The 25,700-nt window shown below is 63.6% G+C and carries 28 protein-coding genes and 1 pseudogene; 13 read left to right on the forward strand and 16 right to left on the reverse strand.

Annotated features, from left to right (window positions below; genetic code table 11):
* Window positions 1-125: 125 nt before the first annotated feature.
* The gene (locus SM757_RS01530) at window positions 126-1,319 is read right to left on the reverse strand and encodes a PEP-CTERM sorting domain-containing protein (RefSeq protein WP_322463940.1); all 1,194 of its coding nucleotides are present in this window, start codon (window positions 1,317-1,319) and stop codon (window positions 126-128) included.
* An 81-nt stretch (window positions 1,320-1,400) separates the two neighbouring features.
* Here SM757_RS01530 and SM757_RS01535 point away from each other — a divergent pair, with 81 nt between their 5' ends.
* Window positions 1,401-1,535 (forward strand): hypothetical protein, encoded by a 135-nt coding sequence (locus SM757_RS01535; RefSeq protein WP_322463941.1) that lies wholly within the window; start codon window positions 1,401-1,403, stop codon window positions 1,533-1,535.
* Between the two features lie 677 nt (window positions 1,536-2,212).
* Here SM757_RS01535 and SM757_RS01540 read toward each other — a convergent pair.
* From SM757_RS01540 to SM757_RS01550, 3 genes are all read right to left on the reverse strand, one after another.
* On the reverse strand, window positions 2,213-2,677 hold the full coding sequence (locus SM757_RS01540; protein ID WP_322463942.1) for a response regulator: 465 nt from the start codon (window positions 2,675-2,677) through the stop codon (window positions 2,213-2,215).
* 312 nt (window positions 2,678-2,989) lie between these two features.
* On the reverse strand, window positions 2,990-3,253 hold the full coding sequence (locus SM757_RS01545) for an Hpt domain-containing protein (protein ID WP_322463943.1): 264 nt from the start codon (window positions 3,251-3,253) through the stop codon (window positions 2,990-2,992).
* Window positions 3,240-3,776: a CHASE3 domain-containing protein gene (locus SM757_RS01550; RefSeq protein WP_322463944.1), complete on the reverse strand. Its 537-nt coding sequence runs from the start codon at window positions 3,774-3,776 to the stop codon at window positions 3,240-3,242. Before SM757_RS01550 ends, SM757_RS01545 begins: the two co-directional genes overlap by 14 nt.
* Window positions 3,777-3,783: 7 nt before the next feature.
* Between SM757_RS01550 and SM757_RS01555 the strand changes: the two genes are divergently transcribed.
* The 3 genes from SM757_RS01555 (at window position 3,784) to SM757_RS35650 (ending at window position 5,444) form a co-directional block, all read left to right on the forward strand.
* Window positions 3,784-4,017: a response regulator gene (locus SM757_RS01555; protein ID WP_322463945.1), complete on the forward strand. Its 234-nt coding sequence runs from the start codon at window positions 3,784-3,786 to the stop codon at window positions 4,015-4,017.
* Between the two features lie 661 nt (window positions 4,018-4,678).
* A complete protein-coding gene (mscL, locus tag SM757_RS01560; protein WP_322463946.1) occupies window positions 4,679-5,131 on the forward strand; it encodes a large conductance mechanosensitive channel protein MscL in 453 nt (150 codons plus the stop codon).
* A gap of 130 nt (window positions 5,132-5,261) precedes the next feature.
* Window positions 5,262-5,444 (forward strand): ribosome modulation factor, encoded by a 183-nt coding sequence (locus SM757_RS35650; RefSeq protein WP_456062116.1) that lies wholly within the window; start codon window positions 5,262-5,264, stop codon window positions 5,442-5,444.
* A gap of 1,439 nt (window positions 5,445-6,883) precedes the next feature.
* Here the strand turns inward: SM757_RS35650 and SM757_RS01565 are convergent.
* On the reverse strand, window positions 6,884-7,906 hold the full coding sequence (locus tag SM757_RS01565; protein WP_322463947.1) for an IS110 family RNA-guided transposase: 1,023 nt from the start codon (window positions 7,904-7,906) through the stop codon (window positions 6,884-6,886).
* 74 nt (window positions 7,907-7,980) lie between these two features.
* Between SM757_RS01565 and SM757_RS01570 the strand changes: the two are divergent.
* The 4 genes and pseudogenes from SM757_RS01570 to SM757_RS01585 all read left to right on the forward strand — a co-directional run.
* Window positions 7,981-8,559: pseudogene (locus SM757_RS01570) on the forward strand (transposase); the annotation flags it as partial.
* Between the two features lie 138 nt (window positions 8,560-8,697).
* Window positions 8,698-10,374, forward strand: coding sequence for an ISL3 family transposase (locus SM757_RS01575; RefSeq protein WP_322463948.1), 1,677 nt, complete (start codon window positions 8,698-8,700; stop codon window positions 10,372-10,374).
* Window positions 10,375-10,488: 114 nt separating this feature from the next.
* Window positions 10,489-10,770 carry a type II toxin-antitoxin system RelE/ParE family toxin gene (locus tag SM757_RS01580; RefSeq protein ID WP_322463949.1) on the forward strand — a complete coding sequence of 94 codons (282 nt, stop codon included), beginning with the start codon at window positions 10,489-10,491 and terminating at the stop codon, window positions 10,768-10,770.
* Between the two features lie 11 nt (window positions 10,771-10,781).
* Window positions 10,782-11,105, forward strand: a complete 324-nt coding sequence (locus SM757_RS01585; RefSeq protein WP_322463950.1) for a HigA family addiction module antitoxin — start codon at window positions 10,782-10,784, stop codon at window positions 11,103-11,105.
* A gap of 220 nt (window positions 11,106-11,325) precedes the next feature.
* Here the strand turns inward: SM757_RS01585 and SM757_RS01590 are convergent, their stop codons facing one another.
* Window positions 11,326-12,075: a hypothetical protein gene (locus tag SM757_RS01590; RefSeq protein ID WP_322463951.1), complete on the reverse strand. Its 750-nt coding sequence runs from the start codon at window positions 12,073-12,075 to the stop codon at window positions 11,326-11,328.
* Between the two features lie 259 nt (window positions 12,076-12,334).
* On the opposite strand from SM757_RS01590, the gene SM757_RS01595 reads away from it, so the two are divergent.
* Window positions 12,335-12,664, forward strand: coding sequence for an ATP-binding domain-containing protein (locus SM757_RS01595; protein WP_322463952.1), 330 nt, complete (start codon window positions 12,335-12,337; stop codon window positions 12,662-12,664).
* A gap of 3 nt (window positions 12,665-12,667) precedes the next feature.
* On the opposite strand, the gene SM757_RS01600 is transcribed toward SM757_RS01595, so the two are convergent.
* From SM757_RS01600 to SM757_RS01625, 6 genes are all read right to left on the reverse strand, one after another.
* The gene (locus SM757_RS01600) at window positions 12,668-12,976 is read right to left on the reverse strand and encodes a hypothetical protein (protein ID WP_322463953.1); all 309 of its coding nucleotides are present in this window, start codon (window positions 12,974-12,976) and stop codon (window positions 12,668-12,670) included.
* A complete protein-coding gene (locus SM757_RS01605) occupies window positions 12,973-14,079 on the reverse strand; it encodes a metallophosphoesterase (RefSeq protein WP_322463954.1) in 1,107 nt (368 codons plus the stop codon). The genes SM757_RS01600 and SM757_RS01605 overlap by 4 nt, the downstream gene beginning before the upstream one ends.
* 61 nt (window positions 14,080-14,140) lie before the next feature.
* On the reverse strand, window positions 14,141-14,920 hold the full coding sequence (locus SM757_RS01610; RefSeq protein ID WP_322463955.1) for a PP2C family protein-serine/threonine phosphatase: 780 nt from the start codon (window positions 14,918-14,920) through the stop codon (window positions 14,141-14,143).
* Window positions 14,917-16,182, reverse strand: a complete 1,266-nt coding sequence (locus SM757_RS01615) for an MBL fold metallo-hydrolase (RefSeq protein ID WP_322463956.1) — start codon at window positions 16,180-16,182, stop codon at window positions 14,917-14,919. The genes SM757_RS01610 and SM757_RS01615 overlap by 4 nt, the downstream gene beginning before the upstream one ends.
* Before the next feature lie 89 nt (window positions 16,183-16,271).
* The gene (locus tag SM757_RS01620; RefSeq protein WP_322463957.1) at window positions 16,272-17,429 is read right to left on the reverse strand and encodes an ADP-ribosylglycohydrolase family protein; all 1,158 of its coding nucleotides are present in this window, start codon (window positions 17,427-17,429) and stop codon (window positions 16,272-16,274) included.
* Complete coding sequence (locus SM757_RS01625) at window positions 17,429-18,403, reverse strand: hypothetical protein (protein WP_322463958.1); 975 nt, start codon at window positions 18,401-18,403, stop codon at window positions 17,429-17,431. Before SM757_RS01625 ends, SM757_RS01620 begins: the two co-directional genes overlap by 1 nt.
* Before the next feature lie 152 nt (window positions 18,404-18,555).
* On the opposite strand from SM757_RS01625, the gene SM757_RS01630 reads away from it, so the two are divergent.
* Window positions 18,556-19,221 carry an NUDIX hydrolase gene (locus SM757_RS01630; protein WP_322463959.1) on the forward strand — a complete coding sequence of 222 codons (666 nt, stop codon included), beginning with the start codon at window positions 18,556-18,558 and terminating at the stop codon, window positions 19,219-19,221.
* Window positions 19,222-19,338: 117 nt separating this feature from the next.
* On the opposite strand, the gene SM757_RS01635 is transcribed toward SM757_RS01630, so the two are convergent.
* From SM757_RS01635 to SM757_RS01645, 3 genes are all read right to left on the reverse strand, one after another.
* Complete coding sequence (locus SM757_RS01635; protein ID WP_322463960.1) at window positions 19,339-19,743, reverse strand: hypothetical protein; 405 nt, start codon at window positions 19,741-19,743, stop codon at window positions 19,339-19,341.
* Window positions 19,744-19,748: 5 nt separating this feature from the next.
* On the reverse strand, window positions 19,749-20,012 hold the full coding sequence (locus SM757_RS01640) for a hypothetical protein (protein WP_322463961.1): 264 nt from the start codon (window positions 20,010-20,012) through the stop codon (window positions 19,749-19,751).
* An 86-nt stretch (window positions 20,013-20,098) separates the two neighbouring features.
* Window positions 20,099-20,917 (reverse strand): hypothetical protein, encoded by an 819-nt coding sequence (locus SM757_RS01645; RefSeq protein WP_322463962.1) that lies wholly within the window; start codon window positions 20,915-20,917, stop codon window positions 20,099-20,101.
* A 355-nt stretch (window positions 20,918-21,272) separates the two neighbouring features.
* Here SM757_RS01645 and SM757_RS01650 point away from each other — a divergent pair, with 355 nt between their 5' ends.
* From SM757_RS01650 to SM757_RS01660, 3 genes are all read left to right on the forward strand, one after another.
* Window positions 21,273-22,274 carry a metallophosphoesterase gene (locus SM757_RS01650; RefSeq protein WP_322463963.1) on the forward strand — a complete coding sequence of 334 codons (1,002 nt, stop codon included), beginning with the start codon at window positions 21,273-21,275 and terminating at the stop codon, window positions 22,272-22,274.
* A 90-nt stretch (window positions 22,275-22,364) separates the two neighbouring features.
* On the forward strand, window positions 22,365-23,396 hold the full coding sequence (locus SM757_RS01655) for a helix-turn-helix transcriptional regulator (RefSeq protein WP_322463964.1): 1,032 nt from the start codon (window positions 22,365-22,367) through the stop codon (window positions 23,394-23,396).
* A 21-nt stretch (window positions 23,397-23,417) separates the two neighbouring features.
* Window positions 23,418-24,338: a hypothetical protein gene (locus tag SM757_RS01660; protein ID WP_322463965.1), complete on the forward strand. Its 921-nt coding sequence runs from the start codon at window positions 23,418-23,420 to the stop codon at window positions 24,336-24,338.
* 202 nt (window positions 24,339-24,540) lie between these two features.
* On the opposite strand, the gene SM757_RS01665 is transcribed toward SM757_RS01660, so the two are convergent.
* Window positions 24,541-25,554: an IS701 family transposase gene (locus tag SM757_RS01665; RefSeq protein ID WP_322463966.1), complete on the reverse strand. Its 1,014-nt coding sequence runs from the start codon at window positions 25,552-25,554 to the stop codon at window positions 24,541-24,543.
* Window positions 25,555-25,700: the final 146 nt, after the last annotated feature.

Raw genomic sequence — 25,700 nt, forward strand, 5'->3', positions numbered from 1 at the left:
GCCCGTTCCCAATATCAAAACTGCCCTCGGAGTACTGACCTTATTTGGCATAAGAAACACGCTGGCCATCATCTTTGACAGCGTTAGTGAGTTCGGACCCACTGGCGCTTAGAGCACTGATTGGCCTACCCGCGGCCGGACCGGCCTCGCCGGGCCGCCAATAACACCAGCCCCAAGCCGGCGCACAGCAGCGCGCCCGCAGACGGCTCTGGCACGGGCGCGGCCAAGTACTGGCGCAACTGGCCGTTCAGGTACCCGATGCCGATGATCTGACCACGGTCGTTCAGGGCTTGCGCCTCAGACAGTTGCCAGCGCTGCGAGTCCTGTGGGCGCAGCAGGCTGTCCAGGTCGTGCAGTTGGCTGTCGCGGTACAGGAAGGCACGCCTGTCAGGCGCGGTGCCGTCAGGTGTTTCGAACGTTCGCTGCCCCACCACCCAGCCGTGTTCGTTGATGTCCGATCCACCACCGCCGTCGAAGCGCTGGTCGCTGTCCAGCGGCAGCCGCGTGTAGTGCCCGTCCTGATAAATAAATTCGGTCATGCCCGAGCCCGGACCGTAAGTCATGTGCCGCACCAACATCTGACCGGCGTTGTTGATGTCCTGGCCGTAGTAATAGTCGTTCGGGCTGTCGCCACCGCCGATAGGCACGGGCAAGACGTCGCTGTGGCCATCGCGCCAGACGAAAACCCGTGAGCCGCGGCCATTCAGGTCCGCCGTGCCAATGACCGTGCCATGGTCATTGATGGCGTTGGCATCAGCAGCGCGGGCGTTGGGGATGGTGATGAGGCGGCTGCCCGCGGCGTCGTTGATGATGGGTAGCCATTCCCCGATAGCACCTCCGTCGCTGTCCACCTGCATGACTCGGCCAATGACCTGGCCCGCCTCGTTCATTGCATTCACGGACCCCAGCCCGGTGCCGGCCGGTGCGGTGATGTGCCTGGTCGCCACCCCGTTGCGGTAGACCACGTCGCGGTAGCCCCCGCCGCCCCTGTTGTCCAGTGTCCAGGCCAGGATATCGCCGCGCTCGTTGATTGCCGTAGCGCGTCCGTCGGACGCAAACCCATCGACGGGCAGAAGGCTCAGCCGCCCCTGCTCGATCATGAACAGCGGCGACGCGCCACTCCCACCGCCCACGACGATACCGGCGTTGTTGATGTCTTCAAGGCGGCTGTCGTACAGGTTCAGGCCAGCCGTGGCTATCAGCCTGCCCAGGTCCTGCACCCGGTAGCGCGGCACCTCTCCTGCTGAGGCGGCGACTGCCCCTGCTGCCGTGGCAGCACCCAAAGCCCACATGAGCACATGGTGACCAAGATAAGGCATGGCAGTTCTCCTGTAACAGCGCCTGCCAAGCTAGCGTCACCGGATTGGCAAGGATGTATCCGCGGCGGCGAATTCGTTTCCATGTCCACAAGGGGACAGCGCGGCCGCTACGAAAACTGCGAGCTGGTCTACCGCTACGGCCCTGCGCTGCGCGACGACCCACGCCACACAGGATTCAGCTGGAACGGGTTCGAGAGCGAGACCTACACGGATTGAAAAAGCCGCAGTCCCGGCAGCTGTTGGCGCCGCCGTCAGAATAAGCCATCGTGCCGACGGGATATTGCTGCCAACACGGATTGCGAAGTTGCCTGTCCGATCAACAACTTGCACTCTAACCTTTGACTTAGCAATTCGTTGGTAAGTTCACAGAATGCGGCTCAATTCGGTACCGGCGCCAACAGGTATTGCGCAGCAGAGTGAACGAAAGGGCCGACGACCACGGCCCATTCAACCAGCAGGAGCCACAGTGACCGAAGCAGAAGTCTCAGCATTACGCAAAGCCATAGCCCTACTCAACGAAGCTCGGAAAGAGCGTGAGTTAGGGAACACGGACTCGATGGGGTTTGAAGCAGAAGCGCTAGAGCTACTTGCCGCACTGCTTAGGGCACAAGGATTGGACAAGGGCTGACCCTCCCCGGGGCCCCACCCATTTTTCCTAGGGCAGCAGATCAGCATACGCGCCCACCGTTGACAGAGCACCCACCCAGAGGACAAGCCTGTAGATGGCCCTACGGGTCCGTGTTCTGCCAACCGCTCCCCGACAACATGCCCTTCCGTGAACTGCTGGCGGGGGTAATGGAATGGACGCATGCACTCGAACTGGCATCAGCGTGCCCGAGGTGGAAGGGCAGGGGACGGCATTTCTGCCGCCCCCTCCCCGAGGAATCGGACATTCAATGCCGCGCCAGCTGCCCGTCGAGATCCTGCAAGAACTCGTGAATGTCGATCGGCTTGGTCCAATAGTCGTTGAAGCCAGCCGTGCGGGCATGCTCCACGATGTCTGGCATGGCGTTGGCTGACAGCGCAATGCAGCGCAGGGACTGCGTTCGCGGGTTCTGTCGCAGCGCCTGGAGTACTTCCAAGCCGCTGATGTCGGGCAAGTTCATGTCGATCAGCACCAAGTCCGGCCGCAGGCGCTCAGCGCACGCCACGCCGCTCCTGCCGTCCTCGGCTACATGCAGCGCGCATCGCGGTCGGTGCGCCGCCAGCAGGTGCTGCATCAGCAGCGCGTTGACAGGGTCATCCTCAACGTAGAGAACAACGGATTCGTGCACGGGTGGCATGGCTCTGGCTTTCGTATCCCGAAGGGCATCAGTCTCGGCAATGCCGCCATGGCGGCAGTCGGATATCGCGTTCATTGCAGGTGGGCACGGTTGCCACGCACAGGCCACTGCCTCCGAGGCAGGGCTGCTGTCCCAGTTGCCAGGGCACACGACCGCTTGGCATTCAGCCGCGCTGTGGGTGGCGCAAGCTACGTGCCCAGTGTTTCACAAGGGCTGGCTGCAAATGCCTTGTCCTGAGGGGCCCGGGGTGCTCCTTTGTCACGAATGCAGGCGCAATTTGACGTTTCTCAAACTGGGCTGTCCTGTGTATCTTTCGATACCGGCGATAACCACGGTGAGAGCGCCTGTTCCAGCTGCGCCAGGGTCTTGGCGTACTCACCCAATGCATCATGCACTGGCGCGGCTTGCGCGTATGGCCTCTTTCACATGGCTGCCAGCGGCAGCCAAGCGCTTCATGCCCAGCGACACTGCAGCTCCGCGCACGCTGTGCAGCGTGTTCAGCGCCGCCTGCGCGTCCTGACTGTTCAGCGCCGCGGTGATCTCCTCGGGTGCGGCCTGTGCCTGCTCCATGAACTGCGCGCACAGCTGCACGTACCGCTCGAAGTTGCCCTGCAGCGCCGTGCGCACCAGGGTAGGGTCAATGCCTTCCATCGGTGGCCAGGGCGCCGGCGCGGCAGGTGTCTGGGCAGCAGTGGCAAGCGCTGCCGGGGCGGCCGCCTGACCGCTGGCACGCCCATGGCGCGACAGCACCGCCAGCAACTGCTTGATGTCCACCGACTTGCCCAGGAATGCTGGCCATGGCCAGCATCGCACTGCTTTGGAACCGGCGCTCGCGCTGGCTCAGCAGCCGCTGCTCGGCGCGCGCCTCGGCCACAAGGCCGCGGCTCTGGTCCTGCAGCTGCTTGCCACCGCCGCAGCCGACGAACTCGCGTGCCGCCTTGAAGCCCTGGCTCATGCGCAGGTCCGCGATGTGGTCCACCTGGGTCAGGCGGCGGTTGATCAATGTCGCCAAGGTGGCGTAGCGCTGCAGTTGTGCCGGTTCCTCGGCCAGCAGCCGCTTGAGGTGCTCCGTCTCCAGCAGGTTGGAGCGCGCGGCGTACCGGTACGGCTCTATGAGATCACTGTCACACGAGGCGCGGCACGAGAGGCGCGCGCTGCTGGAGCCAACGACCATCCTGGTGGTGGACGACAACAGTGATGAGGCGCAGTCGCTGGCGCTGCTGCTGCAAGCCGACGGCCACCGGGTGCAGCTGACCCACGACGGCATGCAGGCGCTGGATGTGGCACGCGGCCTGCAGTCCAGCGTGGTCCTGCTCGACATCGGGCTGCCGCGCATGGAGGGCTATTCCGTGGCGCGGGCGCTGCGCCGTGACACCCGGCTTGCCGCGGCCGTGACCGTCGCGCTCAGCCGCTAAGGCCAAGCCGAGGACTGCCAGCGCAGCCGCGACGCCGGCTTCGACGGCTACCTGCTCAAGCCGGTGGAGGTTGGTCGCGGTGTAAATAAACATCGCTGCGGGCAGGTGTTGGAAGGCCGCTTGGCGACGGGCGTTTCGGATTTATCTGCAAGCCTTCCCGGGCAAAGCCTTGTCGGACTGATGATCTTGAACGCGGCGGCGGGCGCGATGGCGGTCCGCCACGCACTTCCGGTTGCAGCGTGTACGTTTACAAGCCCAGGGTGCACCGTCCGCGCTAAAGCTTGCTGCGCGGGCCGGAAGAGGCCGGTACGCAAGGAGGTTGCGTATGTACTTGTCCATTGGTTGCATGGCAACAGCCGCGTTGTCGTCGTTCTTGGGCTCGTGCTTGTCCTGCACAACCTCACGACCATGCTGGCCTATCTTGGCGCCGGGCTTGGACACGGGAGCCAGAACCTGAAACGTGCGTCATGCAATGTGTTGGCCACAGGTTGGCGAGCACGCACGCTTGTTCGGTAGCCAAAAACCGCCACGGCAGCCGGGCTGAGCAGGGCCGACAGCGCGACAAGGCCTTGACAGGGAGCGAGCCTCGGAAATACTGGCCGCTGCCGGCCTTGTGCCCGGTACTACCACTGCACCCAAAAAGACCTTGAAAGGCCAGTCGATGAGCTTCTTCTCCGAGTTCAAAGCCTTCGCCATGAAGGGCAACGTGGTCGACCTGGCGGTCGGCGTGATCATCGGCGCGTCGTTCCAGCGCATCGTCGACTCGATGGTCAAGGACCTGTTCATGCCCGTCGTCGGCCGCGTCGTCGGCGGGCTGGACTTCTCGAACTACTTCGTCCGGCTGGCCGACCCGCCGCCCGGCTACAGCGGCCCCATGACCTACGAGGCGCTGACCAAGGCCGGCGTGCCGCTGTTCGCCTACGGCAGCTTCATCACGGTGGCGCTGAACTTCCTGATCCTGGCCTTCGTGATCTTCCTGATGGTCAAGCAGATCAACCGGCTGCGCCGCGAGGAGCCCTCCCCGCCGCCGGCGGAGACGCCCGACGCCGCACCCGAGGACATCGTGCTGCTGCGCGAAATCCGGGACGCCCTGCAGTCATCGCGAAGCCGCTGAACCGCTGTTGAGGATTACGGTTGCTGTGACCGGACAGAAAGCGGGGAGTTTGACCACGGACGGCGTATGACCGCTGCCGGACGGTGCTGGTGTCCGACGGCGGCGCGCCGCTGGCACCTGAGTCAAAGGTTTGCACGGCAACGACACGAGCGCTTGGAACAAGGGGTATGAGGCTGGAGAGACCTTCCAGATCCCATGCCCCTATGCAAGCGGCACCCCGGAAGAAGCGCACTGGCTGGATGGCTGGCTCGCAGGATCGGCCAGGACACTGGGCTTGCCGCATGGCCGATCCACGTGTGGTGCACCGGCTTGACGTCCGCCGTAGCCGAGGGTGCCCGGTGAACAGCGCCCCGGCACACCAACACCGGATGGAGTCGGCCGCGCAGGATTTGGGGCACTGAAGCCCCACTTGCAGCCGCTGGCGCACCAGGGCATCGTTGGCGCGCTGCTGACACACCGCCCCGAGCACCGCAACGACGAGACCCACGCCCAGCAGCATCAGCGGCCACCACAGCGGCACGCCGGACGTGTCTTGCCGGGGTTTCATAGGGACAGGCAACGGCTCTCGGTATCGCAAGTCGGGAAGTGGGTGTCGTCGCAAACGAGCCACCTTGCAACTGCCATGCCCTCAAGGCGGTAAGGCCGGCGTTCTTGCCCGGCACAGGCGACGGCGTTTAGCGCCGGGAACCGGGCCTTGAACCCACACCGACAGCGCCCGGTTACGACTTTTCACCGGAGTGGGTCACCCGAGCATTCAAAGGCGAGGGCGAACTGACGAAGAGTGGTCAAGAAAGGCCGAAGAAACGGAATTGGACCGGCACAGGCTTCGAACTGCTTCGCCATGCCCTGTCTTTGACTGGTAGCGGACACTGGCCTGGCTGAAATCACCAGCGCAGTCGAGCTGACCAGGCCTAGCCTTTGACTGGAAATCAAGCCCGGACACGTCTGAACAGGGAATGCTGCATTGCCACAAAGCAACGACAAGATATGGAGGGAGGGCTTCGAGGCTGCTCGAAGGCGGGAACATCGGCTTCCCTACCCGGAGGGTTCGCCTGAAGCCAGGGCATGGTTGCAAGGATGGGCGCAGGGCTTGCCCGCGCCCGAAAGCTTGACCAGCGAATCCGAGGAACCGCAGGAGTCACCTGTGATCCGCTGGAGATGGCTGCTCAAGAAGATTTTTGGTGCCTGAAACCCCTGTACTGACGGTCTGACCAACGGAGGCAAATGGCACCGTGCGCTGATCCGAAGAATCGGTGCCATGGTTTCCATGGCTAACAACTCTATCCGCGCTCTGTAGCCAACCGCTGCACCAGTTGCTGGCTTCCGGAGACGCTTGTGCATATAAGCACTACCCAGCGGAATTCTTGCCGGCCTTGAATGCCTTTTACCAGCATGTTGCCTGGAGCAGCAGGCCCGCAAGAAACTGGGGTGGACGGACTCCGCGTGCATGTATGGAGCCGACGCCTTTTGCAAGTCCTACGAGGTGATCAGATTGGTCTGCACGCATGTATCCGGCTTGCTTGATGGGCAGATCTGAGTGCATGCCCGCAGCCTCGATGAGATCCGCGCATCCCGTCCTCAGCAAAAAGACGGCTCGATTGCTCAGCCGTCGGCTGTTACAGGTTCTCGGGATGCTGGTCTGACCGGTTTGTCATCACGTTGGTAGAGCTTCGCAAACCTGCGTTGGGTGTGGTCCTCCTTGATCCAGTTGCTGTAGGGGTTCCTTGTTACGTGGTGGACTGCCGAGCTTGTTCAGGCCGCACCAGGACGCACGTAGTCGCGATCGCTGCTGAGCAGTGACTGGATCACCCGTGCGTTTTTGTTGGCCAACGCGACTGCGGCACGGCTGAAGCCACGCCGCCCAATGAGCTCTCGCAGCCACTTGCTCTGCGCGTCGGTCTTGTCCGCGACGAACCTCAGCACCGATCTGGCGCCATGGATCAGCAAAGTGCGCAGATAAACGTCGCCGCGCTTGCTGATGCCCGACAGCCGAGACTTGCCTCCTGACGAGTGCTGCCTTGGCACCAGACCGAGCCAAGCTGCCAGATGCCGGCCGTTCCTGAACTCACTGGCGTCACCGACAGCCGCGACGATAGCAGTGGCGGTCACGGCGCCTACGCCATCGATGGCGCTGATCTTCTGGCACAACGCCGAGCTGCGCATGAAGCCCTTGATCTTCCCGTCGGCCTCGGTGATGCGCTCCTCAATGCTGTGCAGGTGCTCCAGCAAGCTCACCAGCAGGCCACGGCAGAACTGCGTGAACTCGGCGTCGTCGCTGGCAAGCACATCCGGCATGGCGCGGTAAAAGGCTGCCGGTGACTTCGCGATGACGATGCCACGCTCGCCCAGAATTCCGCGCACCTGATTGATGACCGCAGTTGCTTGTTGCACCAGCAACTGCCTTATGCGATGCAGCGCTGTCATGTCTTGCTGCTCGACGGTCTTGACGGGTACGAAGCGCATGGTGGGCCGGCTGGCGGCCTCGACGATGGCCTCTGCGTCGTTGCGATCGTTCTTGTTGGTCTTGACGAACGGGGCCACGTACTGAGGGCTGATCAGCTTGGCTTCGATGCCCATGGCCTGTAGTCGTCGCGCCCAGTAATGCGCCGAGCTGCACGCCTCCATCACAACCAGTCGCGGCTTGAGATTGCGGACGGCTGTGAGCAACCCTTGCCGGCTGACCTTGGAGCGATGCACTACCAGGCCGCTACGACTGGCTCCATGCAATTGGAATACCTGCTTGGCCAGATCGATTCCCAGGACGTCGACTTCCATGATGGGCCTCCGTACCAAAACTCGGACTTGGGGTACAAAGTCTCCCCGAAGGGAGGCGTCGGGTCCATCTCAGTAAGATCGTCGGCTGGGAGGTGCACGACACGGACGATGCCGACCATGCGGCGCACCTGGTGCAACGCACGGCGCTGGCCGAGGGCATCCACGCCCTGACGCAAAAGCCCGTGCTGCACGGCGACAACAGCGCCACGCTCAAGGCCACCACGGTGCTGGCCATGCTGCACTGGCTGGGCGTGAAACCGTCGTACTCGCGCCCGCGCGTCAGCGACGACAACGCCTTCGTGGAAAGCCTGTTCAAGACGGCCAAATACAGGCCGGAGTTCCCTGCCAAGGGCTTCGTTGACTTGGACCACGCCCGCGCCTGGGCTGCTGAATTCGTGGGCTGGTACAACACCCAGCACCATCACAGCGGCATCCGTTACGTCAGCCCCGCCGACCGCCATGCCGGGCGTGACCACGCGATCCTTGCCGCACGCCATGCCGTCTACACCGCTGCCCGTGAGCGCAACCCTGCACGCTGGTCACGTACCACTCGCAACTGGACGCCCATCGGCGCCGTGACCCTCAACCCGGAGCGCGAGGCCGTCGTGGCGGCGCACTCACACGCATCGAATAAACAGCCGCTGGCTGCATAGGTCAGGCGACAGGTACGTTGACGCGCACCGAACGCAAGTGTCGCCGCCGATGCAAAACTGGCTCTTCCTCAATCTTTGTGACGGGGGTCGGGCGACCCACATGATCGAGCCCTTTGGGCTCGAGAACGCAAGCACACCATGGTCGTCATCCCCGGGCTGTCCTCGCTGCTGGAGGCCGTCGGCAAGCACGTCAGCTCCTGGGACGATAGCGGTAGCCGCCTGGTGGTGGACGCCGGCAGCCTTGTTCAGGCGGCAGCCTGTCCCCGCTGCACCTGCAGCAGTACGCGTCTGCACGGCCGTTACCGGCGATGGATAGCTGACTGCCCAACCTTTGGCCAGCCCGTGACGCTCGCCGTCGAGGTGCGGCGGTTCAAGTGCGTCAACCCCGGCTGCCCGCGGCGGACGTTTTCCGAGCGGGTCGAGACGCTGGTGGCCGCCGGCCAACGACGCACGCTGCGGCTGGTTGAGGCAGTGCGCTCGCTGGGCTACGCCCTTGGCGGCGAGGCGGCCGCCCGGCTGGCCGCACGCCTGGGCATGCGCGTCAGCGGGCCGACGGTGCTGCGTGACCTGCGTCGCGCCGGATGTCCGCCGCCGACGGCGGTTCCTGTGGTCATCGGCATCGACGACTGGGCGCTGGCCCGCGGCCACCGCTACGGCACGATCGTCGTCGACTTGGAGAAGCACCGCCCGATCGAACTGCTGGCCGGACGCGACGCAGCCACTGTCGTCGCCTGGCTGAAGGAGCAACCTGCCGTCGAGGTCATCGCCCGCGACCGGGGCGGCGCTTACGCCGATGCAGCGCGTACGGCCGCCCCCGGCGCTCAACAGGTGGCCGACCGCTGGCACCTGCTGGCCAACCTGCGCGATGCCTTTGAACGGGTGCTGCTGCGCTGCCCGGGCAAGTTGAAGGAGGCAGCCCGGCAGGCGAGCGAGACGCTGCAGCTTGAAGCCATCCCGGCCGAGGCGCCCACCGAGCCCGCGGATGTCGTGCCGACCGAGCTACCTCTCAAGGCTTGGCAACGTCAGAGCAACGCACGCCGGGAATGTCGGCTGGCCCGTTACGAAGAGGCGGTACGTCGCCACAGGGCCGGCGAATCGATCAGGGCAATTGGTCAGACTATGAACCTCGACCGTCGCACCGTGCGGAGCTTCGTGCACGCCGATGCGTTCCCCGAGCGGGCGCAGCGTGCTCCCGCTTTGAGCTTGCTCGACGCCCATCGCCAGTACATGGCCACACGCGCCGCTGAAGGCTGCCGCAATGCCATGCAGGTCTGGCGCGAGCTGCGCGCTCGCGGCTTCACCGGCGGGCGCAGCATCGTGCGTGATGCCTTCGCGCAGTTGCGCAGCGCTGCACCTGAGGGCGGCAAGCTGCATTCCGTCGCGGCTGCCGTGCGCACGATCTCTGCGCCGTCTGCACGTCGCGCCTGTGCCTGGCTGCTGGGCTGGCAGGAGGGCCCGCTCACGCAGACCGAGCGCAGCGACCGGGAACGCTTCGTCGAAACTCTCTGCCGCATCGAGCCGACGGTTGCCGCGGCACGTGAGCTGGCGCTCCGGTTGTTCGGCCTCGCGCGCAGTCGCGACCCCGACGGATTCGATCGTTGGCTGTCCCAGGCGCGCACCTGTCCGATGCCAGACCTGCAGCGCTTCGCGGCCGGGCTCGAGGTTGATCTCTCAGCCGTGCGAGCCGCGTTCAGTTCTCCATGGAGCAGCGGGCAGGTTGAGGGGCAGATCAACCGGCTGAAGTACCTCAAGCGGCAGATGTACGGGAGGGCCAAGCTTGACCTGATGAGAATCCGCGTCCTGCACCCGAACTGACCCCCGTCACAGAGATTGAGGAAGAGCCAGGATTACTTCGGCGTTGACACGCAAGACGGCACAGCACGCAACCTCTGTGTTGTGGCGTGAGGCGCCTCGCGCTACAATTGTCGTATGGCCATCAAGAGCTTCCTGCACAAGGGCGTGAAACGGTTCTTCGAGACCGGTAGCACAGCGGGCATCCAGGCGCAGCACGCGCCCCGACTGGGCACCATGCTGACGTTCCTGAACGCAGCCAAAGCCCCCCAGGACATGAACCTGCCCGGCTGGAAGCTGCACTCGCTCAAGGGCTCGCTTGCCGGCCATTGGGCTGTCTCGGTCAGCGGCAACTGGCGGCTGACCTTTACCTTCGACGGCACTGATGCGGTACTGGTCGATTACCAGGACTACCACTGAGGACTGACACCATGGGTCGCATGTTCAACCCCCCTCACCCTGGCCTGACGCTGCGCGATGACGTGCTGCCGGCTCTTGGCCTGACCGTGACCGAGGCCGCTGCTCAGCTTGGCGTGGATCGCACCACGCTGTCGCGAGTGCTCAACGGCCGCGCCGGCATTTCGCCCGAGATGGCCTTGCGCATCGAGGCCTGGCTGGGCAAGGACCGCGGTGGCGATGCCACCGTGTGGCTGGCTGTGCAATCCGCCTATGACCACTGGCAGGCTGAGCAGCATGTCAAGGAGGTGCCGCTGAACGTACGGCCGGCGCCCCGGCCTCAGGGCCCGGTGGCCTGAGCCAGCGTCTGGGTCGCCTGGACTTTGGAACCGTACATCGAAGCGCATGTGAGCCATCTCGGTGTTGCTCATGTCGAGGTTCCTCTTGTGCCGCGTCGCGCTGCTGCAGGAAGTCGGCGGTCAGAGCGTTGATCACGCATCGAGATCTCTGATGCCAGCAGTCGGGGGTGGAAGCCGAGCGAAAGCCGATAGCTATTGGCCATGCTTTATTTGCAAGTGTTCACCCCGGGATGGAGCAGGGCGGTGTCATGAATCCGGCCATGAGCTGCTCGTAGCCCAAGGCCTCCTGCGCAATCCACTGTCCGGCTCGCCAGAGCGCGGCCAGCCGTTGCCCGAGGTCCGGGTCCAACCACCGGCACGCCACGTCGACATCCGCGTCGGCACATTGGGCCTTGTCTCTCGTGCGACCGTGGTCAAGCAACCAGCGGTAGGCCGGCAGCGCCGGCGCGACCAGAGGTCCTGCGGGCAGCGCTGCGCGGTTGAACTCCATGGGGATGCGCAGGCCTCTCGGGTCGAGATCCCGGAGGTACTCGGCGCCGCTGGCCCGGACCTCGCGCAGCACCTGCCCCAGCGCGGCGCCGCTGCAGCGAAACGCCTCGCCGGCGCCGTAGACCACGGCGGCGTAGCGCTTGGCGAGCTGGTTCCACTCCCCGAAACTCCAGAAGCTGTTGTGGTTCTCGACGACCAGCACCGGGCGTCCCGGCGCCGCGGCCGGCCGGTAGGGCAGGGGTGGCGGCACCACGAAGGTGCCTAACGTCTGCAGCGACAGCCGACCGCCGAAGAGGTGGTCGCCGCTGCGCAGTGCGTCCAGCCGCTTCTCGTTGCCGAAGATTTCCAGCGACCGCTCCTTGACCGGCACCCGTACCAGGCTGGTGCGGCGGCGCAGCAGGAAATCGTTGAGGACCTTGGCCGCGGGCAGCTGGGCGGGCTTGAGCTCAGTCCAGAAGCCCAGCTCCGGGACCCAGGGCACTCGAGCGTAGTCCTCGGCCGCCGGGGCGGGCGCCTCGTCGCAGGCCAGCAGAACCCGGGGTTGACGTACTTTTTGTGGAATTTGGTGCGCCGCTGGTGGCTTTTCCCTTTGATGACAAGCACTTGGCGAAGCCGTCAGGTTGCGGGTAGGGGATGACGCGTAACCTGTTGATTTTCTTTGCTTTTTTAGCCCAGGGCGCACCAGATTCCACAAAAAGTACGTCAACCCCGACAAGGGATTCGCGCTGGCCGACATCACTGTGCTGAGCTGGCGCGGGCGCGACAAGTCCCGACTGCTGGCGCAGGAGCGGCTGGCCGACTGGCGGCTTGCGCGCTTCGAAGGCGGCTACGACGAGCAGGGCCGCCCGGTGTGGAGCGACGGTGAGCTGCGCATCGAGACCGTGCGCCGCTTCAAGAGCCAGTCGGCCGACGCCGTGGTGGTCACGGAAGTGGACTTCGAGGAGTTGAACGAGCTGCGCCGCAACCTGCTCTTTGTGGCGCTGACGCGCGCACGCATGCACGTCGAGCTGGGGCTGACGCCCGCGGCGGCCGGTGCGTTGGCGACGCAGCTGCAGGGTAAGGGACCCTAAGGGTTACCTGTCATCATGCCCTTCGAGCCAGGCAATGTCTTGCAGCGACAATTCAGGATACAGGCTGGCGAGTTCCTTCTCGGAAGCCCGCATCGACTGCCCCCATGACGCAGTGAGCTCGGCAATGCCGGCGACCTCACGAACCTCTGGGCGAACCGCAAGGCCGTCCGCATAGGCCTTGCCTTCGGCACGCCCGTTCAGCCACGCCGCTTCTTCCGCTGAAGACCGAGGATAGGGACAGGTGCCGTCCAGTGGGCGGTGAACCGAAGACCGCACACCTGCCCGCCACGCATTCACTTCGCGAGTTGTCATGTTCGTGGGTTGCCTTTCCAACGTGAGATGTCCAGGACAGGGCGCAGTGGCTGATCTTGGTCAGCCGGCGCGTGGTGCATTTCTCCGGTGTCAAAAATCAGGGTGCGCTCTGGCCAGCGCAGCGCGGCAAGCTTGGTGGCCTGCCCCGGCACGCCCGTAGGCTTGCGCTCCAGGAAGCGCGCCCCAACCGAGAAGTCCACGCAGAATACGTTGCCGCGCGGCCCGTGCCACGCCGTGGCATCGATCGGGCCGAACAGGTCCGGACCGGCCTTGATCGCCGAGCCTTGCGGGCGGCGCCAGTAGTGTCCAAAGACGACCGGTACCGTGTCAGTGTATTCCTCCCACCAGCGCACCCGGTCCACGAAACGCCACTTGCCGCCGCTGAAAAATGGCTGCTGCGCCTCGCGCTCGATGCCGGAGGTCAGTGCGCGCAGCGGATTGCCCATCTGCCACAAGGCGTCGCTGCGGGCGCATCCATGCAGCATCGGCATTTCGGCGTTGGGGTCGTGCAGCAAGGCGCCCCAGTGCTGCATCTCCTCGGCGACGAGCCGGCGCAACGCCGCGTCGCTGATGGCCGCGTCGGACACGCGTTCCCAGTGGTCGAACTGCGCCGCAAGCGTCGCCTCGGACGGTGCGTTGCGCAGGTGAGCCACCGCGGGCACGTACCACGCGGCATGGACCACGCGCAGATCCTCGCGCTCGAGCACCAGCGGGAGACTGCCCAGGAAGGAGGCGATCTCGGCGCGGCGAGCGGCGGGCACGCTGACGAAATCACCGAACTTGCGGTCGTGGTGCGATCCTTCGCCCCAGAACCAGTCGTTGCCTTCCCGACGTTCGCCGCGCAGCAAGTTGAGTTCGTGGTTGCCGATGACGGCGTGGCCGCGGCCCTCCTGCACCACGCGCTGCACGAAGTCGACCACGGCCGGACTGTCGGGGCCCCGGTCGCACAGGTCGCCTACGAACACGAGGCGGCGTCCACCGCCATGCCGCCCACGATCGTCGTAGCCCAGGCGGTGCAGCAGAGTGGCCAGCGCGGCGTACTCACCGTGCACGTCGCCAATGATGTCCAAGGGAGCGCCAGGAAGGGTTGCGATCAAGGCCATGTGATACGTCTATTGCTGGATGAAGATTTTGGTGGAGAGCCGATCGTTGAATGGCAACAGCTCAAAGCACGGCGGCCAGGACAAGGCTAATGTTGTCGTCGCTGCAGCGTTGGTTCCTGGCTGCCTGCAGCAAGGTGTTCGCCGTTTGACCAACGTCGTTTGTGCCTGACGTGGCGAGGCACTGCCACAGTTGCGCCTGCGTCAGTGCCGCCGTGAGCCCGTCGGTGCAGCACAGCCACGCATCGCCAGGCCGCAGCGCATGGGTTTCGAAGAAGACGTCGAACCGATCTTCCAGCTCGGAGGCGGTCAACGCGCTGTCGAGGTCGCCATAGAGGCTGGCCGCTTGCGCGGCCTCCTCGGCCGTGATCTCGCCTTCGATGAGCATGCGGCGCGCAACCGTGTGGTCCTCCGATATCTGGCGCAGCTGGCCGTCACGCCAGAGGTACACGCGGGAGTCACCCACGCACAGTAGCTGAACCTGTCCACCCGCAAAGCGCATGGTGGCCAGGGTGGAGGACGTGCCCTCGCAGCGCGTGCCGGCGGCCCGGTCGGTCATGAGGCGCTGGATGGTGCGGGCCGTTGCCGCGCTCAGGCCTTGCGCGGCTTGCACCTGCACCCTCAGCAGTTCCAACACCGTGCGGCTGGCCCGCGAGGCACAGGGCGCGATGGCGGCGCCGTCGGCCACGCCCGCCAGCATCCCGGCGCGCAGCTCGCAGCAAGCCGTGCGCGGGCCGGGATCGCTCCAGACCTCGCCTGCCAGCAACACGGCATCCTGGTTGACGCGCCAGCGCCAACCCGCATCGGTCACGGCGGCGGCGTGCAGCGCAGCGGCTGTGCTCACGCCGCCCCTTTCACCGGCCACCATTGGCCATCGGCATGCGGCTCGACCCGCGGGAACAATTCCGGATAGCGATCCGCACGGAAACTGTGGATGGGCACCACCTTGCCCGGCGCCAGGGCCTGCACGAAGCGCCGCAGGTCCACCGGGCTGGCGTGGCCGGAGGTGTGTAGCGGGACGCGGGCAATGCCGTGCTGGTCCAGCCACTCGCGCACATCGTCGTAGCTGCCTTGCTCCCAGTAGCCCTCCCACTGCGAGTAGATGTAGCGTGCGCCGGCCAGGCACCCCGCATCGGCCAGGTCGCGCTGGTGCAGTGGACGAAACAGCAGCGTGAGCTCGCCAGCGAGGCCGGCCAGCTGTTCCGGGTAGATGCGATGCGCGGCGTGGGCCTGCAGTTGCTCGAACCAGCCTTCCTTCTTGATCTTCACGCGCTGTGAATGCGGGACGAACAGCGCCACGTCCTGCCAGTGCGACTGGGGCAGCCTGGGGTTGGCCGTGGCTTGCAGAATCGCCGCGGCGTAGAGGTCTATCACCAGTCGCCGCTGTGTGCGCCTGCAGGCCCGGAAAACGGACACCACGCGGTCGATGTTCTGCGCCGAGGTGTGCACCAGCGCCATGCCGGGCGTGGCCTTGAACTCCGTGACCAGCTGCGCCTCGATGTCGCTTTCGCTGGGGAACTGCGCGTCGTCGGTCAGCCTGCCCAGCGACGAGCCTTCCAGCAGCAGTGCATCGATGTGCCTGGGGGGCCTGTCCACCATGCGCTCGAAGAGCTGCGCCTTGCGCCCATGCGCACGAAAGTCGCCGCTGTAGAGCAGCCGCTCGCCGCCGGCCTCGATCAACAGCGCGTAGGCGTCGTAGGCCGAGTGGTCTACCAGGTAGGGTGTGACCGTGAAGGGACCGATGTGCAGGGCTTGACCTGACTGGTAGTCCCAGCCCGGTGCGGGCAGCGGCGGCTGGCCGGGCAGGAAAGGCGCTGCGGCTTGCAGGATGCGGCGCGCCGCGGCACCCATGCCCACTGGAATCGCCGGCGGGACATGCGCCAGCAGCCCATAGTGGTCCAGGTGCGGATGGGAGATGAGAATGCCCAGCAACCCGGATTCGCCGCAATCTCCCGGGAGCGCCAAGCCGGCGGGCAGCGCGGCGGGCGTGTTGGCTGGCGCATCGAGCGGCAGCCCCAAGTCCAGCAGCAGCCGGCTGCCCTCGTGCTCGACCTCGACGCAGCTGCCGCCGATCTGTTGGCTTCCGCGGTGTATGCATGCGCGCATGCGTTCGTCCCTCGTGGCGTTCGTTGGCGTGGCGGGGCATGGCGAGCCGCAGCGGCGCGCCGTTCCCCGGGAGTGTGAATTCCCCGGGATCAAAACCCCGGGTAGCGGCTCCAGATGCGACGGCTGTCTTCTGTGTCTTCACAGCCTTCGCCGATGCGCCAGCCCGGGTAGTCGTGCAGGTCCTGCGCCACCTCGGTGACCACCTCGCGCAGCTCCAGCGGGCCGAGCCACTCCGGTGGAATGGCGCCGACGCCCAGCAGCGTGCCCAGCAGGTGGCCGGCAATGGCGCCGGTGGAGTCGGAGTCGCCGTCGTGGTTGACGGCCAGCAACACGCCATGGCGGAAGTCCTGCGCCACCAGGGCGCAATAGACCGCCACGGCCAGTGCCTCCTCGGCGACCCAGCCTTCGCCCAGGCAGAAGACGGCCTTCTCGGCCGGAAGCCTGGAGCGAGCCAGCGAGCGGGCCTCCTGCAGTGCCTGCAACGTTTCCTCGTGCCCGGGATGCTGGCGCAGGCAGGCCAGCGCCGTGTCCAGTGACTCGATGAGCGAGCGCCCATCGGCCAGTTGCTGGACCAGCACGGCCAGCACGCCAGCCGTCAACGATCCGGTGGGGTGGCCGTGGGTGAGCACTGCCAGCTCGTTGCCCAGTTCGAAGGCCTTGCGCGGGTTCTCGCCGCGCTCCTCACTCCAGACGAACAGCCCGGCAGGGGCCACGCGCATCACGCCGCCACAGCCCTTGCTGGTGTTGCGCGCCGGCTCGCCCAGCTGCTTCATGGATTGCAGCGCCATGAGGCAAGTGCGGCCCGGAGCGCGGGCGCTGTGCAACGCGGGCTGCTGCAGCAGCCAGCCGGCGTCGCCGTCGGGGTAGGTGACGTCGACAGTCGTGCAAGACGGTTGCAGCCCTTGCGTACTGAGCCAGCGCAGATAGGCGTGGGAAACCACGGCCGGATAGGACGCCATGCCCTTGAGGCAACCCCTGACCCAGCCGCGCAGCAGGCCCTCGGCCGTGAACAGGGTCATCTGCGTGTCGTCGGTAATGCGGCCGATGCCGCCAAAGGCGGGTTTCAGTGCCGTGATGCCCGCCGGTCCGAAGCGCTTGAGAATCTGCTCACGGCTCTTGAACTCCACCGGGGCTCCCAGCGCGTCGCCCACCGCGCCGCCGAGCAGGCAGCCCTGGAAGCGCGAAACATTGGCAGGCGAGGGCAACGTGCCCGGCCCGGGCGCAGCGTGCGTGTCCAGGCGTTCCATCAGTGCTTGGCTCCCAGCGCAGCGACTAATGTGCGGAACTCCTGCAGCGACAGCATGGCGCAGTCGTGCATGGCGTAGCCGGCAAAGGTGGCTTGGAAAAAGCACAGCTCGAAGGGCATGTCATCGCTGGCAAAAGCCTTGATCTCCTCCAATACCTTGCCCAGCTTGCTGGAGCGCGGGTTGTAGCCGGCCAGGACGAGCACCACCTGCAGCCGCTCGAACGCTTTTTCGTTGACCGTGAAGCTCTCTATGGCCTCGCTGCGATTGAAGCGCAGCAGGCCCAGTTCAGCCAACTGGTTGAACTGCCCGGCGATATTGGCGTGCAGCGCTTGGAGGAAGGCGGCGTCGGACAGCCGCTTGCGCAGGTCTTCCAGGTGAGCTACCAGGCCAGAAGGGCCCTCAAGCGCTGCGGCACCGTACTTCACTTCGACGAGCACCGGCAGCAGCCGGTCGCTGTGCTTGCGGTCGCTGGCAAGCCAACGCACGCCCAGCATGTCAAAGCGCGCATCCCCGTTGGCATGCTCGATGTCGGTGATGAAGTAGGGCGTCTCGCCGGCAGCGCGGGTGCGGTTGTTCTCGCGCGCAATAAGCTGCTGGAACTCGCGCTCGTGTGCGGACTGGATCTTGGGATGCACGTCCATGAGCCGCTTGAGCTCGTGCAACACGTTGACCAGGGCCTGTGCTCCCGCCGAGCTGCTGATGGGCTTCTCCAGCAGCACCTCGCCGCCGTAGGGCTGCAGCCGCTGCGGCAGGAAGCCTTCGCGGTCGTAATCCTTGTTGAAGCGGGCGCGGTAGCCGTGCGCCGCGGGCCGCACGGTCAGCAACTCGCCGCCGCGGTAGTAGATCGAGACGTAGCTGCCGCGCAAACCCAGCAGCAGCGTGTCGTCGGACTTGATCGCCGCCAGCAAAGGTTGCAGACAGCCTTCACGCAGGTCGTTGAAGAACGCGTCGGAGATCGGATGTGTCGGGTTCATGGTCGGGCTCCCTCGTGATGCAAAAGGTCAGCAGCGGTGCTGCGAGGCAGGGTGCTGGAAGCGCCCTGTCATCGCTGTGCGTGCAACCTCGTTGGGCTACACTTATTGTCAATGTGCACATAAGTGTGCACATATAGTTGCATTGAGTCAATATGTCAAAACAGCTTTTTCCGCTGGTGATGGCAGATGTGGCCCTGTTCTGTCTTGATGAAGAGCAGCGGTTGCGTTTGCTGGTGACGCAGCGCGCCCTGGCGCCCGCGCAAGGGAACTGGGCACTGCCGGGCGGACTGCTCAAGCCGAGCCAGGACAGTTCGATGGAAGACACGGCGCGGCGGGTGCTGCGTGAAAAGGTGGGGCTGGACGCCGTGCCACTGGAGCAGGTGCGCGTATTTTCCGGAGATCGCCGTGACGAGCGTGGTTGGTCGCTGAGCGTGCTCTACCTGGCACTGCTGCCCAAGGACCAGGTGCCAGCCGTCGCCATGCACAAGACTGACGCCGTGGCGTGGATAGACCCCAATTCACCGGACGTGGAGTTGGCGTTCGACCACGCCAGCATGGTGCAGGCTGCACTGCAGGCACTGCGAGCCAAGGTGCGTGACCGCAAGCTGCCGCTGCACTTGCTAAGCCCGCTGTTCACGTTGACGGAGCTTCAGCGCGCCTGCGAAGCCGTGCTGGACACGACCATGGACAAGGCCGCGTTCCGCCGCCGCCTCAAGGAGCGTGAAGGCATTGATTTCGAGGCCGTCGAGGGCGAGGAAAAGCGTGGACGCCAGCGCCCGGCGCAGTGCTACCGGGCGACGCAAGAGTTCTACTTTTGACGAGTGAGACGGCCATTGCTTGTGGCTACCTTAACCCTCAGACTTCTGCCGTTATCGGCCATGGGGGGCTGGCCGTATTGACAGTTGTTCCCGTGCAGCAGTGCATGCATCCAGCAGTCAAAACCTGTCTGCCCAGCGCTCCCAAAAGCCTGGCTCGTCGTGATGCGCATTGCGCATCGCAACCTGAAGCGGCAGTGCATAGAAGGTGGCGCCATGAAACTTCATGGTGCCGTCCGGGTGTTCCAGGTACGCCTGCACCTTGCGAAAGCCGGGGTCCTCCGGGTCAAAAGGCAGGTCGATGTAGATCTGCCCCGCGTAGGCGCTGAGGCGGTGTTCGCTGGCGACGCCACCGCAGGGTTGCCACCTGATTCCTTGGCTGTCCAGCCATTCGGTGATCTGCCGGCGCAAGGGCAGGGCGCTGAAGTCAACAGCGCACCCATCCGTGTCGTGGAATTCCACGTACAGGACGTCACGTCGCTGCTTGCGGGCGATGGCATCGATGTGTTCGAGAAGCCGAGGCATGGTTTCTATCCTTCGCCCTGGGAGGCATCGGCTTGGGGTTTTTCACCCGCTGGATTGCAGCACTGCAGGTGCGGAGATTTGACCAACCCCTGCAGCCGGCCCCGCCGGTCGAGTTCCTGCAAGGCTGCCAGGGCCGCGCCAAATCCCAGCCGCAGCCGCAACTGCACTTTCATCACGGTGGCCTGCGGATCGCCCTCACGGCAGGCCCGCTCCACCAAGTCCAGCGCGATGTCGGCCAGGCGGGAGAGGCGCTCGTTCTCAGCTTGCAAGGCTTCAATGGCGTCCGACGGCGTGCAGCGATCAGCCAAAGGCGGCTCGCTCGGCATCGCGGGTGCATCCTGTCCTGTTTGCGTGCTCACGTGGGGCAGCCTCCGTGCCGCGGCGTCGCGCTTTGGCCGATGCGCCGCAGCAGCGTTGGGACGTCAATGCGGTCCGGCGTTTCGTCGTCGAACGTCAGCATCTCCAGCAGTTCGTCGATCTCGGCCTGTCCGCCAAAGAAGGACAGTCCCCAGAACACGCCATGCAGCACTTCCCCCAACGTTGCATCGCTGCATCGAAACCGGGTCACCTCGCGACCGCACTCGTCACATGCCGCGTCGTCCTCGACAACGACCACCTCTTGCGCCAGGCGCAGCGGCAAGTCCATCAGTTCGTCCAGCGAAGCGCATCCCACGCCCCAGCAGATGCGCGTACCGCGCGCGCCCAGCACCTCTCCTTCCAGGAGCAAGTCCTCGCGGAGCTCAAAGCCTACGCCGTGCAGGTGCAGCCGGCTGAAGCCCCCGACCGCGTTGCGCGTCCTGTGGCTGTCCAGTGCACGAAACAGTTCCAGAAACTCGATTCCACGGGGCGCATAGTCGCCAGCGGAACGCCTCGGCCTTGCCAGGGCAGGCGCAGCGCGCGCCATCAGGTCGTCAATCCACTGGCGGTGCAGCACGGCGCGCAGCACGGGGTTGTCGCCCACCAGCAAGAACACGTCGCGCAGCGTCAGCGCCGCATCGAGCTCGACGGAGTCGAACAGCCGCGTGTGGGCTGCGGGCGTCGTGTCGGAGGTGACCCAGCCGGCCTGCGATCCGTCCTGCGCATCCACGTACCGGGTCCAGCACAGCTTGGGGCCGGCGCTCAAGACCAGACGTTCGCGCTGCCCGCGGGCCGTCCCGATGTCCGTGTCATCCATTGCGCAACATCCCCGGCTCAGGCCGGCTTCTTCGTGTTGAAGGACGCGCAGGCCAGGCAGCGGCCGTTCTCCCACGCAAATCGCTGGTTGGTGCAGCCGTCGCGGTTGCAACCGTGGGCACCGCAGTGAGCGCAGCGGTAGATAGGGGCCTGGTGCGTCCTGCCCATGTACTTGCCTTGACACAATGCCATCGCGCACTCCCGGTGCTGTTCAGAAGGCCGCCATGCTGCGCGTCGCTTGCGACGCATCCTGTCGCTTGCAGGCTTGTGGCTTCTGTGGCCTGCATGCGACAGATGTTGTCGCAGGGCGGCTCGATCATGCCGGCCCTCGCATCTTCTGGAGTTGCCGATTGCACATGACGAGCCCTGACTCCGCCGCGGTGCCCGCGGTTCGGCATCTTGCGGCCAACCCGCGTGGCCGCGATTTCGTCGCCAGCGACCTTCACGGCTGCCACGGCGCCCTTGTGCGGGCCCTGGATGCCGTGCGCTTCGACCCCGCCACCGGCGACCGGCTGCTGCTGGCCGGCGACCTCATAGACCGCGGCGCGCAAAGCCTGGAGTGCCTGCGGCTGCTGCGCGAGCCCTGGGTGTATGCGTGCCTTGGCAACCACGAGGCCATGCTGCTGACCTGGCTCGGCCGCCGCGAGAGCGACTGGCACGACGCCCAGGAGTTCACGGACAACGGTGGTGCCTGGGCCGAGGCGCTGCTGGAGTCGGCCACGCGGCGCGACCTGGAGGAATTTGCAGAACTGGCCACGCTTGTTGAGCAATTGCCGCTGGTGCTCATGGTTGACGACACGGACATGCCCTTCAACGTTGCGCACACGGACCTGTTCCCGCTGCTGCGCAAGCTGCGAGCCGCAGACGGCACCCCGCAATCGCTGCAGGCGAGCCTTGGCCGGCTCGGCCCGCTGCCCTGCACCCGTGCCGATGCCGCACTGTGGAGCCGCAAGCTCGCCTACGAGGCGGACAGGTGCTGCGCGCAGTGCCCGCCAGCCCGCCTGGCCGGTGACCACTTGATGGTCTCTGACACGCCCTACGAAGCCGGGCTGGCGCTGACCTACGTCGGCCACACCCCGACGCCAGCGTTGCGCCTGCACCGGTCCCGCCTGTTCATCGACCGCGGCGCTGTCTATGCCGACGCAGCCGGGTCCTCGTGGCGATTGGCGTTGCTGGAGCACGGAAAAGTTGCGCGGGCCATCAGCTCGCTTTTTCCGAGATCTCGGGTTGAGTTGCACGCTGACGCTCAACACCGACAGGAATTGGCCGATAAGGACTGGGACCTTCATACCCGGCCCCAGGCCTGCCTGGACCGTGGTGTGCCGCATGTTGACTTGCGTGGCGGTTTCAGCGCCTGACCGCTTGCTGTACGAGGAGTTGAGAGACATGGCCCAAAACTCGCTGCCGATTGATGTAGGCCTAGGACGAGGCGGCGTCCCTCAAGCCTGATGGACCGCAATTTCAAGCGCTTGCTGGACCTGTTGCTGCTATTGCCGCGCACGGGTCGACTTTCGACGTCACAGTTGCGTGAACGGCTCGTGGCCCGCGGCTACGAGGTGACGGCTCGCACGGTGCAGCGCGACCTCGAAGAACTGGCGCAGGCCTACCCCATTGAGTGCGACGCTCGCAGCCGCCCATATGGCTGGAGCTGGCGTGCGGGCTCGCCGCGCTTGTCGCTGTCGGGCATGGACTGGGCCGAAGCGGTGAGCTTTCAGATGCTGGCCACTTACCTAGACGGCGTATTGCCGCCCAGCGTAATGGAATCTTTGCAGCCTTACGTGAGCGAGGCTCGCAGCAAGCTGGAGCAGCATTTTCACGACCTGCCGCTGCGCCGGTGGCCGGAACGGGTGCGCATCGTTGCGCCAGGGCCGGCGGGAATTCCCCCTAAGGTTTCCAAATCCGTCCATGCCACGCTTACTGAAGCCGTACTGTTGGGTCGGCAGGTTCGCATTACATATCAGCGTTTCGGTCAGGAAAAAGGCAAGCAGTACGCAGTTTCGCCGCTGGGGTTGGTGCAGTTCGGCCAGTGTTTATATTTGCCGGTGCGCTTTGACGGCCACGTGGATGTACGCACTGTAAAAATGCATCGAGTACAGCGCGCAGAAATGCTTGATCGCCCCTCAGGTATTGAAAATTTTGATTTGAGTGCTTGGATTGAATCGGGGGCTATGGGATTCGGAGGCAATAAGCTCATTCACCTCGTAGTCCGCTTGTTCGATGGCGCGGCAGAGTGGGTACAGGAATCGCCATTATCTTTGGATCAAACACTTGTAAACGAGTATGCAGGTGTCTATCTACTGAAGTCCACTGTGATGGAAACCGTACAGTTGAGGCGCTGGCTGCTTGGACTTGGGCCTCGGGTAGAGGTAGTCGAGCCAATCGAGTTGCGTGATGAACTTGCACGTGAGGTGCAGCGAACCGCCGACCGCTATGAGATCAACAAAGTGTGTCAGTTGAGTGCAACTGACCTTCCAAACTAAAGCAATAAATAAGGAAAATTTATGCGCAACTTGGATATTCTGTCCGACATGCCTAAATTGGCTCACCATAACTGCGCTCATCAGCTTGACGCCTGGGTCAATGCCGCTACACATAAGAGGTTAGCAAAAAACAAGGGCCCAAAGGTTAAAGGCAGGAGGTGGGTATGTACCCAGTGTGTCGGAGCCACTCTGCCGCAAGACTTGCCTATTTTTTGCAATGACAACGTTGTGCGTTGCAGCAAAGATTTCCCTACAAGCAGTCCCATTTTGAATATTTTTGGTTTTGAATTTACGGTCAATGCGCTGCGAATGGCGCATCAAGTTCAATATCGGAGACCAAGAATATGCGGTTCTGGGACTTTCGTGCCAACTGTAGGCGACTTGTTTTTTGACCCCGTTGCTGGCAAATATTGCAAAGACAATTTTATCGGGGCACTGCGTCCTGGCCCGCTAGATACGGAACTTATGGGTCGGTACTTCGATTCCAATCGCACCAATTCAAACGCAGCTCGCTTTATCGAAGCCGTCTATTATTGGGGTGGCGGGTACAAACTGCACAAAACTATGATGAATGCGGCTGCAAGAGCAGGTGTTAATATCGGCGCAAAAGTTATGGGTGGGCTAGGTCTGTATTTTGGTCGTGCCCCCACCTTGACGCCGGGGGATGTATTGAATCATCTGGTAAGTGGAGTGGATTACATGGGCATTGCATTTGGCTCGAAACTACTGCGAATGCTTGATCCAAACGTATATGTTGTGCTTGATGCTGTACTTTCTAAAGGATTTGGAATTAATATAAGTTTTTCCGACTACGACCTTCTTTGTTGTGAGTTTGCTAGACTTCAATCTAGTCACGGCGTTAGTGTGATTAGTAACGTTGGGACTCTGGAGACAAGCTTATTTTATCTTGTCCAAGACGGTGTGTCGGCATCGCGGCCATAGCATTATATTGCTTTAGCGTGTCGATGTTCCCTAAGCACGCATATTGATCGGCTGCGGCTAAGAATTGTGAAATATTCACGCAATCACTGAGTTGTGATTTTTTTACCTTGTCAAGTATGCGTGCAGCTGTCAACCTGTCTTTTTTTAGGACTTACGCAGAACGCCTTCAGCTAGCGCCGAAGTCCCGGTTTTCGGCGCTACTTCAGACGTGCGCCATTCGGACTGATGGATTCTTCAGTTCTTGCTTCATGTAGCTCGATAGCATCTCCTTTTTGATTCTGCAGATGTTCTTCTTCAGCTTTCGAGCCAAGTCAGACAAATGCACCCAAACCAGCATTGCACAACCAATGTGGTTTCTCTGAGCGCGTGCTGATCGGCACTGGCATTTCTCGATGCCTAATGCTTGCTTGACTTCCCGGTGATATTGCTCAATCTTCCAACGCACGGCGCACATTTCTCGGGTGCCGTCAGTTGAATCCTGAGAAAAATCGTTCGTCACAATCCATTCCGTGCGGCTGTTTTCAACCGCGACCCGAAACAGTTTGAGCTTGAAGTCCCCCGGGAATCCATGCACCTTGACCAATTTGCCGTGCGCGGCTTGCTCTGACGTCCATTGCAATTCGCTCACTGCCTTGTAGGGCTCTTCGCCGCCGCTGTCATCGACCTTGCGGTTGCTCTTGAGCGGGCAGTAGAAGAGCTTGGCCGAGGCATGGAGGTGCTTCATCAGCTCCTTGGTGGCGTACCACGAGTCCATCAGCACGGTGCGAAAGCGCAGCTTCTTGCTGTGGATGGCGTTATCGAACATCTCTTTGGCATGGGCCAACTTGGTCTTGTGATCTTCGTCGGGTGCGTAAACGCGCCAGTCGATAACCCAATAGCGCCCCGTCCTCAAATTGACGTACAGACAGTTGACCAGGCCGATGCCTTTGATCAGCCGATGAGCGTTGCCGCTGTACTGCAGACGCACCAAATCGATCTTGTGGGCGTGGTTTTTGTCCAGGACGCTGTCATCAAAAATCAAGCAAGCGTCATCGTCATATTCAATGACGTCTTTGACGCTATTCCACAGCTCCTCGGGGGTTACGTTGTCGTCCTGCAAATAGCGGTTGATGGCATCGTGCGAGAAGTGCGGATGATGGTCTGCAAAATACGTTTGCGTGTAATTGATCTGACTGGACAGAATGAACTGACAGTAATCACGACGAGTTGGCTTCACAGAGTTCCTCGCGCATGAGTGGGCCCCTATTTTACTCGACCAGATAACCAACTCGAAAAATATTATGGAGTTTCTTTTGCGTAAGTCCTATTTTTCTAAAGAAAATGTGGTTTCATGGGGCTACTAGACCTGTTGCTGGATAGTTT

This window comes from Azohydromonas lata (assembly GCF_034427735.1).
GTDB lineage: Bacteria > Pseudomonadota > Gammaproteobacteria > Burkholderiales > Burkholderiaceae_C > Azohydromonas > Azohydromonas lata.

Excerpts from the sequence above, each read along its gene's own strand:
- SM757_RS01625 (WP_322463958.1), bottom strand. The coding sequence starts at position 18,403 with ATGAACCCGACACATCCGATCTCCGACGCGTTCTTCAACGACCTGCGT.
- SM757_RS01550 (WP_322463944.1), bottom strand. The coding sequence starts at position 3,776 with ATGGTCGTTGGCTCCAGCAGCGCGCGCCTCTCGTGCCGCGCCTCGTGT.
- SM757_RS01545 (WP_322463943.1), bottom strand. The coding sequence starts at position 3,253 with ATGGAAGGCATTGACCCTACCCTGGTGCGCACGGCGCTGCAGGGCAAC.
- SM757_RS01540 (WP_322463942.1), bottom strand. The coding sequence starts at position 2,677 with ATGAACGCGATATCCGACTGCCGCCATGGCGGCATTGCCGAGACTGAT.
- SM757_RS01620 (WP_322463957.1), bottom strand. The coding sequence starts at position 17,429 with ATGGAACGCCTGGACACGCACGCTGCGCCCGGGCCGGGCACGTTGCCC.
- SM757_RS01660 (WP_322463965.1), top strand. The coding sequence starts at position 23,418 with ATGCGCAACTTGGATATTCTGTCCGACATGCCTAAATTGGCTCACCAT.
- SM757_RS01630 (WP_322463959.1), top strand. The coding sequence starts at position 18,556 with ATGTCAAAACAGCTTTTTCCGCTGGTGATGGCAGATGTGGCCCTGTTC.
- SM757_RS01645 (WP_322463962.1), bottom strand. The coding sequence starts at position 20,917 with ATGGATGACACGGACATCGGGACGGCCCGCGGGCAGCGCGAACGTCTG.
- SM757_RS01600 (WP_322463953.1), bottom strand. The coding sequence starts at position 12,976 with ATGACAACTCGCGAAGTGAATGCGTGGCGGGCAGGTGTGCGGTCTTCG.
- SM757_RS01615 (WP_322463956.1), bottom strand. The coding sequence starts at position 16,182 with ATGCGCGCATGCATACACCGCGGAAGCCAACAGATCGGCGGCAGCTGC.
- mscL (WP_322463946.1), top strand. The coding sequence starts at position 4,679 with ATGAGCTTCTTCTCCGAGTTCAAAGCCTTCGCCATGAAGGGCAACGTG.
- SM757_RS01530 (WP_322463940.1), bottom strand. The coding sequence starts at position 1,319 with ATGCCTTATCTTGGTCACCATGTGCTCATGTGGGCTTTGGGTGCTGCC.
- SM757_RS01650 (WP_322463963.1), top strand. The coding sequence starts at position 21,273 with ATGACGAGCCCTGACTCCGCCGCGGTGCCCGCGGTTCGGCATCTTGCG.
- SM757_RS01585 (WP_322463950.1), top strand. The coding sequence starts at position 10,782 with ATGGGTCGCATGTTCAACCCCCCTCACCCTGGCCTGACGCTGCGCGAT.
- SM757_RS01605 (WP_322463954.1), bottom strand. The coding sequence starts at position 14,079 with ATGGCCTTGATCGCAACCCTTCCTGGCGCTCCCTTGGACATCATTGGC.
- SM757_RS01565 (WP_322463947.1), bottom strand. The coding sequence starts at position 7,906 with ATGGAAGTCGACGTCCTGGGAATCGATCTGGCCAAGCAGGTATTCCAA.
- SM757_RS01655 (WP_322463964.1), top strand. The coding sequence starts at position 22,365 with ATGGACCGCAATTTCAAGCGCTTGCTGGACCTGTTGCTGCTATTGCCG.
- SM757_RS01575 (WP_322463948.1), top strand. The coding sequence starts at position 8,698 with ATGGTCGTCATCCCCGGGCTGTCCTCGCTGCTGGAGGCCGTCGGCAAG.
- SM757_RS01535 (WP_322463941.1), top strand. The coding sequence starts at position 1,401 with ATGTCCACAAGGGGACAGCGCGGCCGCTACGAAAACTGCGAGCTGGTC.
- SM757_RS01635 (WP_322463960.1), bottom strand. The coding sequence starts at position 19,743 with ATGCCTCGGCTTCTCGAACACATCGATGCCATCGCCCGCAAGCAGCGA.
- SM757_RS01580 (WP_322463949.1), top strand. The coding sequence starts at position 10,489 with ATGGCCATCAAGAGCTTCCTGCACAAGGGCGTGAAACGGTTCTTCGAG.